General features: G+C 46.3%; 17 protein-coding genes. 6 read left to right on the top strand and 11 right to left on the bottom strand.

Translation table 11 applies throughout. The annotated features are described in order from the left end of the window. The first annotated feature begins 173 nt into the window (after positions 1–173). The 4 genes from BZA03_RS17405 (at position 174) to gpsA (ending at position 2,486) form a co-directional block, all read left to right on the top strand. The gene (locus BZA03_RS17405) at positions 174–599 is read left to right on the top strand and encodes a rhodanese-like domain-containing protein (protein ID WP_014948070.1); all 426 of its coding nucleotides are present in this window, start codon (positions 174–176) and stop codon (positions 597–599) included. Positions 600–611: 12 nt separating this feature from the next. Further along, the gene (grxC, locus tag BZA03_RS17400; protein ID WP_014948069.1) at positions 612–872 is read left to right on the top strand and encodes a glutaredoxin 3; all 261 of its coding nucleotides are present in this window, start codon (positions 612–614) and stop codon (positions 870–872) included. Between the two features lie 62 nt (positions 873–934). Then, the gene (secB, locus tag BZA03_RS17395; protein ID WP_014948068.1) at positions 935–1,444 is read left to right on the top strand and encodes a protein-export chaperone SecB; all 510 of its coding nucleotides are present in this window, start codon (positions 935–937) and stop codon (positions 1,442–1,444) included. Between the two features lie 10 nt (positions 1,445–1,454). Further along, positions 1,455–2,486 (top strand): NAD(P)H-dependent glycerol-3-phosphate dehydrogenase, encoded by a 1,032-nt coding sequence (gpsA, locus tag BZA03_RS17390; protein WP_110289434.1) that lies wholly within the window; start codon positions 1,455–1,457, stop codon positions 2,484–2,486. A gap of 90 nt (positions 2,487–2,576) precedes the next feature. Here the strand turns inward: gpsA and BZA03_RS17385 are convergent, their stop codons facing one another. From BZA03_RS17385 to BZA03_RS17350, 8 genes are all read right to left on the bottom strand, one after another. Further along, positions 2,577–2,969, bottom strand: coding sequence for an NAD(FAD)-dependent dehydrogenase (locus BZA03_RS17385; RefSeq protein ID WP_110289433.1), 393 nt, complete (start codon positions 2,967–2,969; stop codon positions 2,577–2,579). A 160-nt stretch (positions 2,970–3,129) separates the two neighbouring features. Next, complete coding sequence (locus tag BZA03_RS17380; protein WP_110289432.1) at positions 3,130–4,539, bottom strand: TolC family protein; 1,410 nt, start codon at positions 4,537–4,539, stop codon at positions 3,130–3,132. A 4-nt stretch (positions 4,540–4,543) separates the two neighbouring features. Beyond that, complete coding sequence (locus BZA03_RS17375) at positions 4,544–6,514, bottom strand: MacB family efflux pump subunit (RefSeq protein WP_110289431.1); 1,971 nt, start codon at positions 6,512–6,514, stop codon at positions 4,544–4,546. Between the two features lies 1 nt (position 6,515). Continuing rightward, positions 6,516–7,694, bottom strand: coding sequence for an efflux RND transporter periplasmic adaptor subunit (locus BZA03_RS17370; protein ID WP_232362799.1), 1,179 nt, complete (start codon positions 7,692–7,694; stop codon positions 6,516–6,518). A gap of 172 nt (positions 7,695–7,866) precedes the next feature. Continuing rightward, positions 7,867–8,331, bottom strand: coding sequence for a tRNA (uridine(34)/cytosine(34)/5-carboxymethylaminomethyluridine(34)-2'-O)-methyltransferase TrmL (trmL, locus tag BZA03_RS17365; protein WP_039225063.1), 465 nt, complete (start codon positions 8,329–8,331; stop codon positions 7,867–7,869). Positions 8,332–8,483: 152 nt separating this feature from the next. After that, entirely contained in the window at positions 8,484–9,461 is a 978-nt protein-coding gene (locus BZA03_RS17360) for an alpha/beta fold hydrolase (RefSeq protein ID WP_110289430.1), read from the bottom strand. A gap of 64 nt (positions 9,462–9,525) precedes the next feature. Beyond that, entirely contained in the window at positions 9,526–10,887 is a 1,362-nt protein-coding gene (locus tag BZA03_RS17355; protein WP_110289429.1) for an ATP-binding protein, read from the bottom strand. Next, a complete protein-coding gene (locus BZA03_RS17350; RefSeq protein WP_039225152.1) occupies positions 10,887–11,600 on the bottom strand; it encodes a response regulator transcription factor in 714 nt (237 codons plus the stop codon). Before BZA03_RS17350 ends, BZA03_RS17355 begins: the two co-directional genes overlap by 1 nt. A 256-nt stretch (positions 11,601–11,856) precedes the next feature. Here BZA03_RS17350 and BZA03_RS17345 point away from each other — a divergent pair, with 256 nt between their 5' ends. Then, positions 11,857–12,738 carry a Spy/CpxP family protein refolding chaperone gene (locus BZA03_RS17345; RefSeq protein ID WP_110289428.1) on the top strand — a complete coding sequence of 294 codons (882 nt, stop codon included), beginning with the start codon at positions 11,857–11,859 and terminating at the stop codon, positions 12,736–12,738. A 53-nt stretch (positions 12,739–12,791) separates the two neighbouring features. On the opposite strand, the gene BZA03_RS17340 is transcribed toward BZA03_RS17345, so the two are convergent. Further along, the gene (locus BZA03_RS17340; protein ID WP_110289427.1) at positions 12,792–14,045 is read right to left on the bottom strand and encodes a flagellar assembly protein T N-terminal domain-containing protein; all 1,254 of its coding nucleotides are present in this window, start codon (positions 14,043–14,045) and stop codon (positions 12,792–12,794) included. Positions 14,046–14,050: 5 nt separating this feature from the next. Next, complete coding sequence (locus BZA03_RS17335; protein ID WP_110289426.1) at positions 14,051–14,800, bottom strand: flagellar basal body L-ring protein FlgH; 750 nt, start codon at positions 14,798–14,800, stop codon at positions 14,051–14,053. 161 nt (positions 14,801–14,961) lie between these two features. Here BZA03_RS17335 and BZA03_RS17330 point away from each other — a divergent pair, with 161 nt between their 5' ends. Beyond that, complete coding sequence (locus BZA03_RS17330) at positions 14,962–15,918, top strand: hypothetical protein (protein ID WP_110289425.1); 957 nt, start codon at positions 14,962–14,964, stop codon at positions 15,916–15,918. Positions 15,919–15,971: 53 nt separating this feature from the next. On the opposite strand, the gene BZA03_RS17325 is transcribed toward BZA03_RS17330, so the two are convergent. Then, positions 15,972–16,382 carry a methylglyoxal synthase gene (locus BZA03_RS17325; RefSeq protein WP_014948054.1) on the bottom strand — a complete coding sequence of 137 codons (411 nt, stop codon included), beginning with the start codon at positions 16,380–16,382 and terminating at the stop codon, positions 15,972–15,974. Positions 16,383–16,817: the final 435 nt, after the last annotated feature.

The following is a 16,817-nucleotide window of genomic DNA, read 5'->3' as shown; positions in this document are numbered from 1 at the left end:
CTGACGCTCCTCCATATGCCCAGTGCAATTTGTTCGTAATATCAATCATCTAAAGTATTTAGCGCAAACCCGCTATGACTGACATTCATCATACTGAAAGGTAAGCTGGTTTCTCGCCCATTTTTCTATATACTTTGCACTCTTTTCATGGTCTGTAGACAGGGTTAGAGGTAATGGATCAACTAATTGAATTTGCTAGCAACAACTTTATTCTTGCTGGTATTTGGGTTGCGCTGATTGCCATGTTGATATTTAGCTATATCAGTGCATGGACATCTTCAGTAAAAGAATTAAGCACGCACGAAGCAACGGTTTTGATGAATAAAGACGATGCGATAGTGCTAGATACGCGCCCTGCGAAAGAGTTTAAAGCTGGCCATATTTTGGGTGCCAGACAAATTAAACCTGAAGAGTTGCGTGAGAAAAACTTCAAGAAACTTGAAAACAGTAAAGACAAACCCATTATCGTAGTATGCGCTATGGGTAATCAGGCTCGTGGTACAGCAAATGCGATGCTTAAAGACGGCTTCGCGAATGTGAGTGTATTAAAAGGCGGAATGAACGCGTGGCAAAGTGCCAGCCTTCCCGTTTCTAAATAACAGGTAACCTTTATGAGCAAAGTAGAACTTTACACCAAGGGCCACTGTCCTTACTGCCACCGTGCAAAAGCATTGCTAACGCAAAAAGGTGTAGAATTTATTGAATACCCAATAGATGTTAAGCCTGAACTGCGCGACGAGATGATTGAACGCGCAAACGGCGGCTGGACTGTTCCGCAAATTTTCATTGACGATCAGCACGTTGGTGGCTGTGACGATATGATGGCTTTGGAAGCACAAAGCAAACTAAATCCAATGTTGGGTTTGGCGTAAAGCGTCAGCGCATACAGCAACGCACTACATTAAATTAAAACGACAATTAAATAGGAAATACCATGGCTGACGAAAATCAGACAAATAACGGCGAAGCAGCGGGCGCACAAGCGCAACAGAGTGCTCAGTTCAATATTCAGCGTATCTACACAAAAGACATTTCTTTTGAGTCTCCAAACGCGCCAGCTATTTTCACTAAAGAGTGGAAGCCTGAAATTAAACTAGACATCGACACTAGCACTAACAAGCTAGAAGAAAATGTATTTGAAGTTGTACTTTCAGTTACCGTTACGGCAACACTTGGTGAAGAAACAGCATTCCTTTGTGAAGTGCAACAAGCAGGTATCTTCGCTATTGGCGAAATGCCAGATCAAAACAAAGCGCACACGCTGGGCTCGTTCTGCCCGAACATGCTTTTCCCATATGCGCGTGAAACCATTTCTAACTTGGTTAACCGTGGAACATTCCCTCCACTTAACCTAGCGCCTGTAAACTTCGACGCTATCTTTGCCGCTTACGTGCAAAAACGTGCACAGCAAGCGCAGGGCGAAGCGCCAAAAATGGACGCCTAATTAGGTGAACATGAAAGGCGTGGACATGAAGTCGCATTCGGTTTCAAAGTCTGTTTCAGTATTAGGGGCGGGGTCTTACGGCACCGCCCTTGCTTTTTGTCTTGCCAGAAATGGCAACCCCACACTGCTTTGGGGCCGTGATGAAAAGCACATTGCCGAAATGGAAGCGAACCGAGAGAATGCTCGTTATCTTCCAGGCGCAACATTTCCAGATGCCCTAGTGGTAAATGCCAACTTAGAAGAAGTGGTAGCCGCCAGCCAAGATATTTTAGTGGTTGTACCTAGCCATGCATTTGCGGCTATGCTTCAAAGCTTAAAGCCATTGCTTAAACCGCATCAACGCATTATTTGGGCGACCAAAGGACTTGAGCCAAAAACGGGCCGTCTGCTTCGTGATGTGGCAGAGGAAATACTGGGTACCGACTATCCCCTAGCCGTGTTATCAGGCCCTACTTTTGCTAAAGAAATGGTAGCAGGCTTACCTACTGCAATTTCGCTGTCTTCCACTGACGATACGCTGAGTGACGAATTTGCAGCAAAGCTGCATTGCGCAAAGTCGTTCAGAGTATACAAAAACTCAGACTTTACTGGCGTTCAGCTTGGTGGTGCGGTTAAAAACGTTATCGCTATAGGCGCGGGCTTAGCCGATGGCCTTGGCTTTGGTGCAAACGCGCGAACGGCGCTGATCACCCGAGGTTTAGCAGAGCTTACCCGTTTGGGCGTGAAGTTAGGAGCCAACCCAGAGACCTTCATGGGCATGGCAGGCCTTGGCGATTTAGTTTTGACTTGCACCGACAATCAATCGCGCAATCGTCGCTTTGGGCTGGCTTTGGGTCAAGGCAAGAGTGTCGATGTTGCTATTGACGAAATCGGACAAGTGGTTGAGGGATATCGCAACACTGAAGAAGTGCACATTTTATCTAAGAAAGTAGGCGTAGAAATGCCTATTTGTGAACAAATTTATGCTGTGCTTTATCACGGAAAATCCCCTAAAGAGGCGGCCTTAGCTCTGCTTGGTCGAGACCTCAAAAAAGAAGCCTAGTGAATACTTGATGGTTTTTGCTTAGTAGCAAAAACCATCAGCCTCTTAACGCCCCACTATTCCTATCTTTTCCAGCTTATCAACCTGAACTTAGCGGCCTTCTCTTACCACGATCACTTTAGTGTTGTCGTGATATCTAGCGTGACTGCGCTTGTGGTGTTTCACTTTTTTCAACTTTTTGTAGGGTGAATCGACAACCAAATAGCGATTCCCATGCTTGCGATAGTAATGATTATTAGCAACGTAATAACGATGATTGTCGATAACCTCTACCCTATGCGCACCTGGCAAGACGTTAACGTACAGGCCAATTTCAGGAACGCTTATGGCTACGTCAATAATCGGACGAGCAGGTTGCGTAATAATAGTGACCCTTTCATTCGCCCCTCTATTCGAGTGAGAATGATGACCTGAATGGGCGCTTGCTTGCCCCGCAATCATTAAGCAAACGCCGGTGATAATACTCAGTGTGATACGTTTCATAATGCTTCTCCTAACTCATTCGTGCATGTTCACAGGCTATATTAATGAGTGAAGCTGAACGAAACCTGACTCAGACAGGCTTTATACCAATCCTTACAAAACGCACAAAAAAGCCCTGTTCACAGGGCTTTCGTATTGCTGCTTGAGAAAATCTAAAAAGCTATGACGAAGTGATGTCGGCGCCTGCGCTTTCTCTGTAGGTGGCAATGACAGAAGAGAGTACGGCTTGATAGCTACTGATTACAGATTGCCTAGCCGAGAAAAAGCTACGTTGAGCATTAAGCAAATTCAGAAAGTCAGTGTCACCGGCTTTGTAGCGAATATCCGCAAGACGATAAAGCTGCTGATTGTTCTCGAGCGAGGCTAACGCGTAGCGGTAGTTTTGTTGATTGAATACCAAGTTAGTTTGGCTATTTAACAACGCTTCTATCGCGCTAAGCACCGTCTGCTGATACTGTAAAATCGCCAAATCAACATCCGTTTTTGCCGCCTTCTCTGCAGCTTCTAACCGTCCCCCGTCGAACAGGGTTGCTGCTGAGCTTACTGCTGCGCCTAAGGTCCACCCTTGCGCTAAATCTAAAAGATCACTCACACCAATATCTGCACTTAAGCTCATGCCTGGAAGACCTGCCACTGATGCTTCGTAAAACGCTAAATCAGCCTGCTTAAATTGCGCTATAGCTAACTGAACATCTGGACGCTGCTTCAATACCTCAGCGCTTAATACAGGTGCCACTTCGGGCAGTGAAAAATCGGTTAGCGAAAGGGAAAGCAGCGCTTTTTGTTCAGGCGTATTAAATTGCATAGATTCATTACCTAACAATACCGCTAATGCCCGCTCATTAAGCGTTAAACTATTGCTCAGTCGCAGCACCTCCGACTGAGCACTGATCAAGGTATTGCGCTGCTGGGAAACCTCAATACCTGAGGTATCCCCCTCTTCAAAGCGAATTTGAACTAGGTTTAGCAGCGCTTCGCTAATCTCTACGTTTTGCATCGCAATAGACAGCCGCGACTGCAGTGAAATCTGCTCAAGCAGGGTATTTATAAACAACGCCTGAGTGTCTAACAGCGCATCGGTAAACTGATACTGTGCAGTTTCAATACCTAACTGACGGCTGCGCTGCTGCGCGTCGCGTGTGCCCCATATATCCGCGTCATAACTCAACCCCAGTCCACCTGAGGTAGAGTGGCTTGAACGGCCACTATCTAGGTCTCTTCCACTGCGTCCAGATGTCCTCGCCGTTATAGTCGGAACGTCACCTGCGTTAACTTGTGCTAACAGAAATTGCGCTCGTTTCACCCTCTGCTCGGCTTGATTAAGGGTTAAATTTTGGCTTTCAAGCGTCTTCATTACGGGCGCAAGTTCAGCCACCTCGAACACCTTCCACCATGATGTTGTTATTTGACTAGTCGCGTCCACAGACTTCGCTTTTTGTAGCGCCTGCGTGTCAGTTTCGGGCAACGTTGTAGAAGGTGAATAAGCGCAGCTTGCGGTCAGCACGATACAAGAGAACGCGCACAGTAATGAACGAGCGGCAAGAGACACAGAAAAACGAAAAGAATGCATGGCGTTACTCCTCTGCCAACGCGTCAATAGGATTAAGCTTTGATGCTTTTTGAGCAGGGGCATAACCAAAAATGAGCCCTACAGCGAGAGATGTGACAAAAGCCAAAACGGGCGGCATTAGCGTGTAGGCGACAGGCACACTGAATGAAGCAACGATAAGGACAACAAAATAGCCCAGAAGAATGCCGAATATACCACCCAAGATACACACTACCCATGCCTCGATATTGAACTGGCGCAAGATATCGCGAGGTTTTGCGCCTGTGGCGATGCGTAGTCCAATCTCCCTCTTACGCTCAGATACGTTGACCAGCATGATATTCATTACACCGATACCGCCAACAAACAAAGATATGGCAGCAACAGACGCCAAGAGCCAAGTTAACGTGTCTTGCGTTTCCGTGACCGCCTCTACCAGTGACTCTGTGGTACGCACCATCACGTCTTCTTGTCCGTGACGTTCTACCAACAGTGCCAGCACATCGTCTTTTACCTGAGTGGCTACTTCGGTACTTTCTGCCTTTATGGTAATGCTGCTTAAGTAATCCCGACCAAATACCTTCAAACGACCAGTTGTAACCGGAATGAGCACTTCGTCATCCATATCGTTACCACCTGCACTGGCGCCCTTAGAATGAAGTACACCTACGACCTGATAAAAGGCATTTTGCATCAAGATGTACTCGCCTACTGCCCGATATTTATCTTCAAACAGGGTCTCAGCTACCGTATCTCCAATTACCACCACAGGCGCATAATTTGTTACGTCTTCATCACTGAAAAACACGCCCTGCGCCATTTCCCAGTCTTTGGCATGAAAGTAGTCAGGCGTCGTGCCTGTAATACGTCCTGAAAAATCATTTTCGCTGTATCGGATGGTTGCCCTTGCACTTCTTTCCGGCGCGACATAAGCCACACCCGGAACACTTTTCAATGCAGTGGCATCAGCTAATGTCAGCGATGCAATATCACCGGATGAGCGCATGTTTCGCCCACCCGGCCTAATCGAAATCAGGTTCGTGCCAATGGTTTCAATGCGCTCTAGTACCTGCTGTTTACCTCCCTCACCGATGGCCATCATGGTCACCACTGCCGCTACACCAATAATAATCCCCAAGAGTGTGAGCAAGGTTCTAAACCAATTCATTCTAAGGGCAGTGAACGCCATAGATAGGGCTGAAAAAAGTGAGATACTTGGAAAAGGTTTAATTGCCGGCTCTGAATTGCGCTCTTGAGCATGTGCGTGCTGCACTGAAGCCGCATTCTTCTCAACTGATTCACCTTGGCTACGTGGAGCGCTTTTGGTATCAGTTACAATTTTCCCATCGAGCAAGTGTATTTGCCTGTCGGCATGTTCAGCGACCGCACTATCGTGGGTGATAAGAATAATAGTCACCCCTTCTGCGTGAAGCTCTCGAAGCAATGCCAGTAACTGCTCTCCGCTGGCCGAGTCAAGCGCCCCGGTGGGTTCGTCGGCTAGTATTACTTCTGCACCATTAATTAAGGCTCGCGCTACCGAGACACGCTGTTGTTGGCCACCTGAAAGCTCTCCGGGTTTGTGCTCTTTTCTGCTTGAAAGGCCAAGTTTATCAAGCAGCTGTTGCGCTTTTTGAGTGCGATCTTCGCTAGACGTACCGCTGTATATTGCTGGCAGTGCCACGTTTTCAGTCGCATTTAGCGACGACAGTAGCTGATAGCGTTGGAAAACAAACCCGAACGTTTTCAAGCGAAGAGCTGAAAGCTGGTCTGGGTTTAACGAAGACACTGACTGCCCGTGAATACGGTACTCCCCTTCTGAAGGGGTGTCTAAACACCCTAGGATATTCATCAAGGTCGACTTACCCGACCCCGACTGCCCCATTATGGCGACAAATTCCCCCTTATCGATTGATAACGAAACGTTATCCAATGCGGTGACTTCAAACCCTTCTGTTTTGTAGCGACGTGATACGCCATTAAGCTGTATTAACGACATATTAGAATCCGTCACGGCGGCGCGGTGGGCCTGATGGCGGCTGCCCACCCGGAACTCTGCGCATGCCCGCGGCCGGCATTGCGGTGCCGTCTGCTAGACCCACAACCACTTCATCACCTTCTGATAGGCCTTCTATAATTTGAATATGGGTTCTATTTTTTATGCCTACTTTTACTGGCGTGCGAACCACCTCATCGCCCTGTTTAAGCATCACGAATTGATTGCGAGCTCGTCCTTTTACTGCCGCTAACGGCACAGAAAGCGCGCCTTTCACCTGCTCTTGCACAAAGAACACTTGGGTAGTCATGGCGTCCATTAACGTGCGATCAGGATTCTCAACATCGATTAGCACTTGGTATAGCACCACGTCGTTGAGTACGGTGGGTGTAGGTAGCACTTGACGAACGGTAGAGTGGTAGAAGGTTTTGTTATCACCCAAGGTAGAGAAATAGACTGGCATGCCGCGCTTTATTTTCTGCACATCGGCTTCAGACACTTCTGCGCGTAGGGTCATTACTGATAAATCGGAAATTTGAAGCAACACGGGGGCGTTTTGATTAGCATTCAAGGTTTGCCCCTCACGCACCGGTAAGGTGGCTACAGTTCCGGATATTGGCGCGAATATCTTTGCAAACCCGAGCTTAGTAATATCCCCTTCCAGCGAGGCTTCGTCGGCTTTAATCTGTGCGATGCTCGCCGTGATCTTGGTATCGATAACTTTAAGGTTTGTATCGCTGCTTACGACTACATCTTGGCTGACTGCATTTTGCTTAAACAAATTTTGATTGCGTTGCGCTCTCACTTCGGCAAGTTCTCGCTCTGCCCGCAGCTGAGCCAGCTGTGCTTTTTTGCTGTCCAGCGCCGCTTGAGAGTTCTGTACTTGTGTTTCAAATACACGGGCATCGATCTCTACCAGCAAATCGCCTTCTTTAACAATATCCCCCTCTTCTACGTGAATATTGTCTACCTGACCTGAAACCTGCGCGCCTACCTCTACGTAGCGCTTGGGCTCAAGCTGACCTGTAGACACCAAATTTAATTCGATGTCTCGTATCTTTGCATCTTGAAAGAGATATTCGGTATTTGTCTGAGGTGAGTATAGCCATGCATAAACAGCATAAGCAGGCACAAACACAATAATTGCAATGAGCAGTACTTTAATGGGTAGAGGGAGTTTCAAAGCATTCGATCCATAAAAAAAACTGAATGCAATATAGCGAATGTAAAGATTCGCCACGAGAGACAATCTTTACATTTACGCTATCTTTACAGACATTTTTAAAGGCTGAATAAGCTTTTGATTTAAATGGTTAAAAGAGTTTTTAGCAAAACAGTAAGCGTTAAAGAAAGTACTAACGAGCACCCTCGTAACCAAACTGACGCCAGCTTTCATACACAAATACCGATACTGCATTAGACAAGTTCATACTACGACTGTCTGGCAACATAGGGATGCGAACACGCTGCTCTGGGGGAAGCGATTGAATATAGTCGTCTGGTAAACCTCGGGTTTCCGGTCCGAAAATTAACGCATCGCCTTTTTGATAAGACACATCGCTGTGAAATGCTTTGCCTTTCGTTGTGCAAGCGAATACCCGTTTTGGCTTAGCATCATTCAGGTAAGCGTCTAAATTGGCGTGGCGCTTTACGTGAGCAAACTCGTGATAATCTAAACCTGCGCGTCGAACGCGTTTATCGTCCCATTCAAAACCCAAGGGCTCGATTAAGTGCAACGTAAAGCCACTGTTTGCGCATAAGCGGATGATGTTTCCCGTATTTGGCGGGATCTCTGGCTGATAGAGTACGATATCGAGCATGCTTTTTTAAATTACCTTCACAGTTAACAACTCGTTTATTTTATACCGAAACGCCATTCTTCATCACCCTTGCACACACTTTTATTACATGTGAAATAGAAAGCGCTGCTCTTAAGTATGATTACCTAACTAAATGTTAGCTGCGGCTGCACTTATGTAGACGGGTCTTCTGTCAAAAAGTCGAGAATACGCGCCACAGAGCGCTCGCGAATGTCGTCAGACTCGGTGAATAGCTCATGGTAAGCGCGGGGCACTATTTCAAGTTTTGCATTTGGCATAAGCTGCGCCACGCGGCGCTGACGGTTATTATCAATAATCGCGTCATCGTCTGCACTTAATACAAGCGAGGGCGTTGTAATAGCGCGTGCGCTACTTTCAATTTTGTTCATAGCCTGATGTGCCGCGGCCAACCACTCTGTAGTCACGCCACCAAGCTGAATATCCTGCTCTTCGTCATACAGTTCACGAAATAGGGCATAGCGGGTTTTGCTGTGGGTGAGCTTATTAAGTGAAAAAGGAAACGCGATATACGGGGTTTGACCAAAAAAGTACCCCGCATCTTTCTTTTTCATCCTGTTTACCGCAAGGCCTGTGCGAATTAAGCCATTCGCCAACCAATTGGGCAGAGCCGGTTTAATGCCAAACATGGGTGAAGCTAAAACGGCTTTTGAAAACAAATTCGGAAGACGCAGCAGCGTGAGTGCACCAATGGCGCCCCCCATCGAATGGCATACCAGCTGTAACGGGCCTTGCTGCAGTGGCTTTACAATAGTTTCTACGAACATAACGAAGTCATCAACGTAGTCGTCAAAATCGGCAACATAACCATGCTGAGGGTCACGGGTCATCCTGTCTGACAAACCTTGGCCTCTGTGATCTAAGATGAATACGGCGAAACCATTTTGATAGAGATCGTAAATGAACTCTTTGTACTTTAAATAAGATTCGATTCGACCAGAGCATATTACAATGGTAGCTCGCGGCGATTCTGGGATACAGTGCGCAAAGCGTACCTTGATATTGTCTTTCCCAAGGAAGTGGCCCTGAGTAACACTGTTTTGCCAGAAGGGATTGATATACGTGGCAAAAGTGCTGGCTAAGTTATTTTCAGACGTGAACGTCCAGTTCATAAATACCCTATTACAGTCAAATTGCGCTCTTTGTTAGGCTACGGAGTGCTATCTACGTTCCCAATCATAACTTGGGAAATGACATAGTAACTCGTAGCCCACCGCGCTCAGCAGGTTCAGCGATTATGCGTCCATGATGCAACTCAACTGCCGCTTTTGCAATGGATAAGCCCAAGCCTACGCCTCCTGACTCGCGCTCTCTGGCAAGAGTTGCCCTGTAAAACGGTGAAAATATACGCTCACATTCCTCAATGGTTAACCCGTCGCCGTCATCTGTAATGTGAATACACCAATGCTGCGCATCTTCGCTAAACGTAATATGCGTGACGAGTTTGCTATGACGTATGGCATTGCGAAGAACATTCTCGACGGCGCGACAAAACATCATGCTGTCAATGACTACCGTCTTTTTGGGTATATCGTCAATTTCTAACTGCTTGTTTTTGTTTGCCACTTCAAAGTTAGCGTCGGTCAGCACATCGTTGAGCACTAAAGACAAAGCGTGTTTTTGCATGTTAGCTTCGCCAGCTTCAGCACGACTAAGAGTAAGTAATTGGCTTACCAGCGCTTCCATACGATCAGCCTCCCGCTCAACACGAGATAACGTGGCAGGGTCTACATTTTGCTGATGAGCAAGACCTAGCGCCATTTGCAGTCGCGCTAGGGGTGAACGAAGTTCGTGAGACACATCAGCCAATAATCGCTTCTGTGCGCCCCACATTGATTCGAGCTGTTCAGCCATTTTATTGAAATCGCGCGCCAACTGACCTAACTCATCCTGACGCTTGGCAGCCTTGCCCACCCGCGTTTGCCAGTCGCCGCTTGCTAAACGTTTTGCTGACCCCTGAATGTGCAAAATAGGGTTGGTCAGCGTTTTGGCGAATAGCCAGCTCAAAAGCGTGGTAGTAATAAGTGCAATCGCCAAAAACAGCAGAACCGGAGGAGTTTGCTTTTCGGGCATATCAAGCTTTACTGCAAAAAGCGCAAAGCGTGAATTGTCTCGCTCGAAGAAAACCGGGCCGAGAATTTTGAATGCGCCGCGCTTTACTGCAATCGGGGAGGTTTGATTTACCAAACGCAGTAAATCTTCTTTATCGTTGTCACGAAGCGGAGGGCCTCCACCTGAAATAAGGCGGTTGTCGCGAATATCTACCGCAACCAGTCGACCTCTCACGCCACGTGAATTGCGATCTAGCGTCTCATGTAACGGTAGGTCCTGAAAGCGCCCACGCTGCATCCGCTCAATGGCTTGATTTAAATCTTCTACTTCGCGAGGCTTTATTTGCACAACTTGAAGGTCTTCAAAAAAGAGGCGACTTCCCCAAATTGCCAAAAGCGATGTAACAATGAACGTTGCCCAAAACCACAGAAACAAGCGGCCCATGATGGCCCGCGTTGGGCTGATGCTGCGTAACAGTTTTACCATTAATGGCTTCCAACAATTAACATGTACCCTACTCCGCGGATGGTTTTGATTTTTTCATCTACGGCTACTGCACTGATTTTCTTTCGCAGGTTGCTAACATGCATATCAATGCTTCTGTCAAAAGCTTGCAGTGGCTTGCCGAGTATCTTTAAGCTTATTTCTTCTTTCGTTACCCGCTGAGCGGCATTTAGCATTAGTAAACGCAAAATTAAAAATTCAGTTGTGGTTAGCGTTAATTCCACATCGTCTACTTTAGCGAGCTGGCTACTTGGGCTTAAAAAGATGCCATTCACAAATAAATCTTGTTCAACCGCTCCTCCCGTTGAGGAAAGATTATGACGACGCACAATCGCTTTTATTCGTGCCACCAGCTCTCGATGGTTAAACGGTTTCGGTAAATAATCATCGGCGCCCATTTCCAGACCTAAAATGCGGTCGTAATCATCGCCTCTTGCTGTCAACATAAGTACAGGCGTGCTATGGCTGACACGAAGTTTTTTCAACACATCGAAGCCATCCATCTTTGGCATCATCACATCCAATAAAATAAGATCGTAATGTCGTCCAGACACAGCTTCAGATAACCCTTCTTCGCCGTCGTTACGCACTTGCACTTGATAACCCATACTCGACAGGTACGTGGAGAGCATTTCAGTTAGCTCAAGGTCATCATCAATAACAAGGATAGACTGCAAATGAAAATCTGAACTCATGGTATTAAACTCTTTAACGGTTGGAACTGCTGACCTTTGATTCATGAAAGTGCCTGTAATTTTTATAAACTTCAACCTGCGCTTGTGGTGAGTCTTGTCTAAATTAAACGAAAAACACTGACAAACGCATACTATATCTTTTCAGACCTTTACAATTACAAAACGGCATCACCTTTACAGAAGCTTTACAGTGTGTTGACTGCTTTTTGTATTTATCACGCTAGGATTAACGTGTCCGAACAAAAAGGAGACGACAATGAAAAAGTTATTAATTGCTAGTGCAACTGTAGCGGCGATTAGCTTAGGTGGACTTGCGTTGGCTCAGCCAGCAGGCCCTGGTATGCGTCACCACGAACCGGTTAAAGAAATTGTTAAACACCTTCGCGGTTTAAGCTTAAGTGACGCACAACGCGAAGAGATAAAAACACTCATAAGCGCATTTAAAGACGCTAACCCTCGACCTGAAAATCACGATAGTGAAAAGCCAAGTTTCGATTTTGAAACTGCTTCTGAGGCACAAATCAGCACCTTTATACAAACTCAGCTTGAAGAGCGTGAGTCGAAACACTTTGCGCTTGCGCAACTACGCCACAGTATTTTTAACGTGCTAAGTGAAGAGCAGCAAGCGAAAGTCTTGGCACGCGAAGAAAGTAGAGATCAAAAAAGAGCGGCGAGAGGCGATAAGCGACGCAACGCGTCTGACGAGCAAAAGTCACAATTTGCAAAACGTATGGATGATGAAGGCAAAGGCAAAAAATTCCGTGGTCACGGTAAAGGTGAAAGAGGCGACAGAGATCACCAGCGGGATGACACGCCGTTTAAAGGCATTGACCTGACCGATGAGCAGCTAACAAATATTGCTGAACTTCGTGAATCATTCAAGGATACATCCAAAGCGAATAGAGAAACGTTGCGAAGCTTCAAGGAAGCCCAGCGCGACCTGATTAGAAGCTCGTCTTTCTCACAAGACTCTTGGAATGCGCTTGTTGACCAGTACAAAGACGACCTTGTCAGTGCTGGTGTTGAAAAGGCCAAACAGCGCCAGGCCATGTTTGCAGTACTAACGCCTGAACAGCAAGCTGAGTTAAAAGCGCAGCGCGAAGAAGGTCGAAAGCTACGTGACTTACTGCGTTCTTAGTATTCAGTAACACCCTAACCCACCGTAAAAAGTGCTGGCCCTGGCCAGCCTTTTTATGGCTGGCTTTCAACCTGCTGACTTTCTTTTAAACTACGTTTCGCCGAGAGAGTTAAAGGCGTGACAAAATCACCAATATGTACGCTATCACTACCTGACTCCGCTTTGAGTAAACTGACGTCATCAGAAACTTCGTACACCTGCAAAGTCAAAGTCTTCGTTGAAAACAGTCCCTGCTTTCTTGATAAGCCCAATGCAGGCAGCGCCCGTTGCTTAACCAATGAAAACTCATCGCCCACGGCTAACCCACTATTTTTACCCAGATCTATAGCAATGTAGTCAGGCGAGATATCAATGACCTGCGCATAAGTCGTTTCGCACTGAAGTGCCGCGTGAATGTCAGTAATAGCAGCGTGTACCGTGTTGAGGACCATGCGCCCAAAATCACTGCGCCACAACAAACTGTTGCTCATATCCACCGAATAATGTTGAGAAAAGGGCCAATCGGCCTCGCTGTGATAGCTATCATTAAAAATCACCTTGGCTTTGAAAGTGTCGAGCACGTAAACCTGAACGGTAAAATTCCGGCGAAGCGCGACACCATCAGTTTCAAATACCGAGGTAGCCTGCGACACCTGTTCGAAAAGAGAAATGTCCTTTACAAACCCGAATACCACGAACTGCTGCCCATATTCACTTCGCAGAATGGTCGACATAGCCGTTAAATCAATGTCTGACAGACTGGAGGTTAACCAGGTGTTAGCGTTAATAAGAGAAACAGGAATCTGGCTTACATCTCCACTTTGATAAAGACCGTTGAGTTGCTGAGCAAATCGTTGAGACACGTGACTGCCAAATGAATAGAGCATGCCAGTCGCGGCCTGTTGGGGTGATGTTAAAGGAAATTCTGTCACTAAAATGCGATGGGCAAGTCCGTTGTTAGTGCAATTGAACAGAGGCGTAATGTTTACATTCACCACCACTGTAAGCGCGTCGTCTTTGAGTGTTTCGCTTATGATCTCTACTCTTTGAACTCTGCCCTGAGAACGAATTTCGGCTTTGCTGGAAAGGAGTAGCCCGTCTACCGTGATATCCTGCGCGGAAATGGTACTGCCACTGCGAAAAGCCGCGTCAGCAATGGCATTTTGTATGGCGCTGGTTCTCACGTCGCTAAGTTCTGCGCCAGCGAGTGCCATTGTAGCTTCACCCTGTACCCATTGAGCCCATGCGTGCTGAGTAACCAAAGAAGGAAGTAGTACCAGCAAAGCAGTAAGACTGATGCGTAAGCTTGGCAAAATAGTGCCTTTCATCGCGCTTATCCAAATATTGAAAACAGCTTGCCAATCACCGTTCGCTGCTGATTATCTTGCAGCTCACCCGTACCGCTATACTCAATTAACGCGTTGCCGACTTTTGAAGACAATACGGTATTACTTTCATCCACATCTTTTTTTCTGACCTCTCCTGAAAAGCGAATGTATTCTTTTCCTCTGTTCATCGTTATCCACTTTTCACCCGTTACCAGTAAATTCCCTGCCGGCGTTATTCCCGTAACATACACGGTAATACTGCCACTCATCGAATTTGACTGCTTAGTTTTAGCAGAGCTGGCGAACTCACTGTCCTGTTCGTGCTCCACCTCAACGTCATCTTCGTCAATTCGAATTCCCCCCACTTTTAGTGTGACGGGAGATAAATCAAAGGATGTGTTTTTGTCTGTATTAAAATCGAGCGACTTCTCCGACTGCGTCTGTTCTTCAAGCTTAACTAGAATCATATCACCCACTTTGAAGCTTGCGTGGCGTTCATAAAGCCCTACAGAGTACTCAGGATTAAATAGCGACCCCGTGGGTACATGCAAGGTCGACGTTGGCTCCATCCTAGGGGGTGAGTAACGGGGATCGCCAGGCGACGGCTCTTCCTCAACAGGCTTTACAGCTCGTTGCGACACATTTGGGTTGGTAGGGCTACTTTGAACAACCTGTTCTTCGTCAGTGAGTGTTTGGGCACAACCACCAAGTGTAAAGATTGCGATTAGTGTGTGTATATGGCATCGAACTTTCATGACATTGCTCAGTATTAGTTTTTATGCAGTGTGTAAATTAAGTGCCATCCATGACCTAACAGGAGCAAGTGTAAACGAACAAATTAAAAGAAATCTCGTTCGCTTAACTTATTTGCAAAACCTTTACAAATCAAATATATGCCTGCGGGTAAGGGGATGTTTTGGCCTTAGAAAACACAACAACTAACACTGCTGAAAATGGCGTCAGCGCACTACTTTCAAAATTTGGTTTACATACTGCTGACATTGAAAATAAATCGGCAAATTCAACAGAAGTAGCCAATGAAGCGGCAACCAGCGGCCAGTCTTTGCCGTCTTTGTTCGCATCGCTACTCGCAATAGAGAATCAACCGAATGAAGCTGATGCATTCGACAGCAAAATATCAGGCGAAGCTAATCTCTCAACACAGCCTTATATACTTACCGATACGGCAAGCGATGCTCAAGACGCATTATCTTTGCTTTCTGGTACGAGTAGCGTCAATGGGGTTTTATCGGATGATGCAATTGCCACCATGCAAGGCACGCTGTTAAATGCATTGCAAAACAATGTATTTCAATCGCTAGTTACCAACAATGATACGTCCGTAAATGCTACTACTAGCGTTCTGGGAAATGGTGATAGCAACGCGGCTGCCAATAATCAAAGTGATACTACTCCAACACTCTTCGATAATTTGTATTCCGGCGCTTTCGGAGACGATGGGCTTGATCTTAAAGACGGATTTGATGCGTTAAATATTGCAAATCACCTACCCATAGTTTCGGATATTTATGAAGCAACCACGTCAAATCACACGGCCGCGGCAGCAAGCTTGGCGGGAAGTTTTTTATATGGCGGAATAGGCGGATTAATGTATAACGCTATCGATTTGACCGTAGAGAATGTGACAGGACAAAGCATCTCAAACAATATGTGGTCTATGGGGCAGTCTTTACTCGCGTCAGTTTTTAGCAATCCAAGCATCGACAGTAAGGTAAATGCTAACATTTCAGGTGCGCCACAAACGCAGGCGAGTGATGCCACCGCATCTATTCAGACCGATGATATAACCGCCGGAATAACCAACAAGGCAGCAGATGCTGCCTACCAGTTCGTTCAACGAGGTTTCAATTAACCTAAAGACCAGCTTCTGCCCACCAAACTACAAGGCCGTTGATTTAACCAATATTAAAAATTCGGTTTAACTGGCTTGTAGTCGGGTGACAGAAAAAGCGGCGACGTTATTACTAGGTCAGCTGTGGCGGGTGTGCAGGCAACTGGTACATTCCATACCGAACACAGTCGTAGCAGCGCTTTAACGTCAGGGTCGTGAGGCGCTGGGTTTAGCGGATCCCAGAAAAAGAAAAGTGCATCTAGCTTGTTCTCAGCGATGAGTGCTCCTATCTGCTGGTCGCCACCAAGCGGGCCACTTTTGTAGCGCGTAACTTCTAGCCCCGTTTCATTGGCAATTAAACCGCCTGTTGTGCCTGTTCCCACTAAATTACACTGTTTGAGCACATCAATGTGCTGCTTAACCCAAGCAAGTAGCTCAGGCTTTTTATGATCGTGCGCAACAAGCGCCAAGGTAAGTTTGCCCATTTTATTTTCCGAGTTAATCCCAACAACCAATGCTTAAGCCCACTGACGACAGCCATTAACGTCCCATCTGAGTTCTGTTAAAAGCTACTGCTAGCGTTTTCCCCGCGCATTATTAAAAGCAATGTTCATCGATAACGAAGACTGTTAATGCACCGTATGTCGAAGTGAGTATAAATATTCAGTTCTAACGGGCAACTTGTCAACTTACTGTAACAACAATAAATATATTATTAGTTATATTTTTTGTGGCGTAGTCGCCGTAACCACCCAATAAAATATTTATACATTTTTATTGCATAAACATTCAAATTAGATACACTAGTCGACGGTTAAAGCATCCAACTCACAATTTTGAGTTGCGACTTGATAGGAATTGATGATGACACAACCAACTCGCTTTGTTGGTTCAACCACTGGCAACGATAAAGAGTTTAC

The organism is Alteromonas sp. I10 (assembly GCF_003201515.1).
GTDB lineage: Bacteria > Pseudomonadota > Gammaproteobacteria > Enterobacterales > Alteromonadaceae > Alteromonas > Alteromonas macleodii.
The sequence above is the reverse complement of the archived record's forward strand: the minus strand, read 5'-3'. Positions and strand labels throughout refer to the sequence as shown.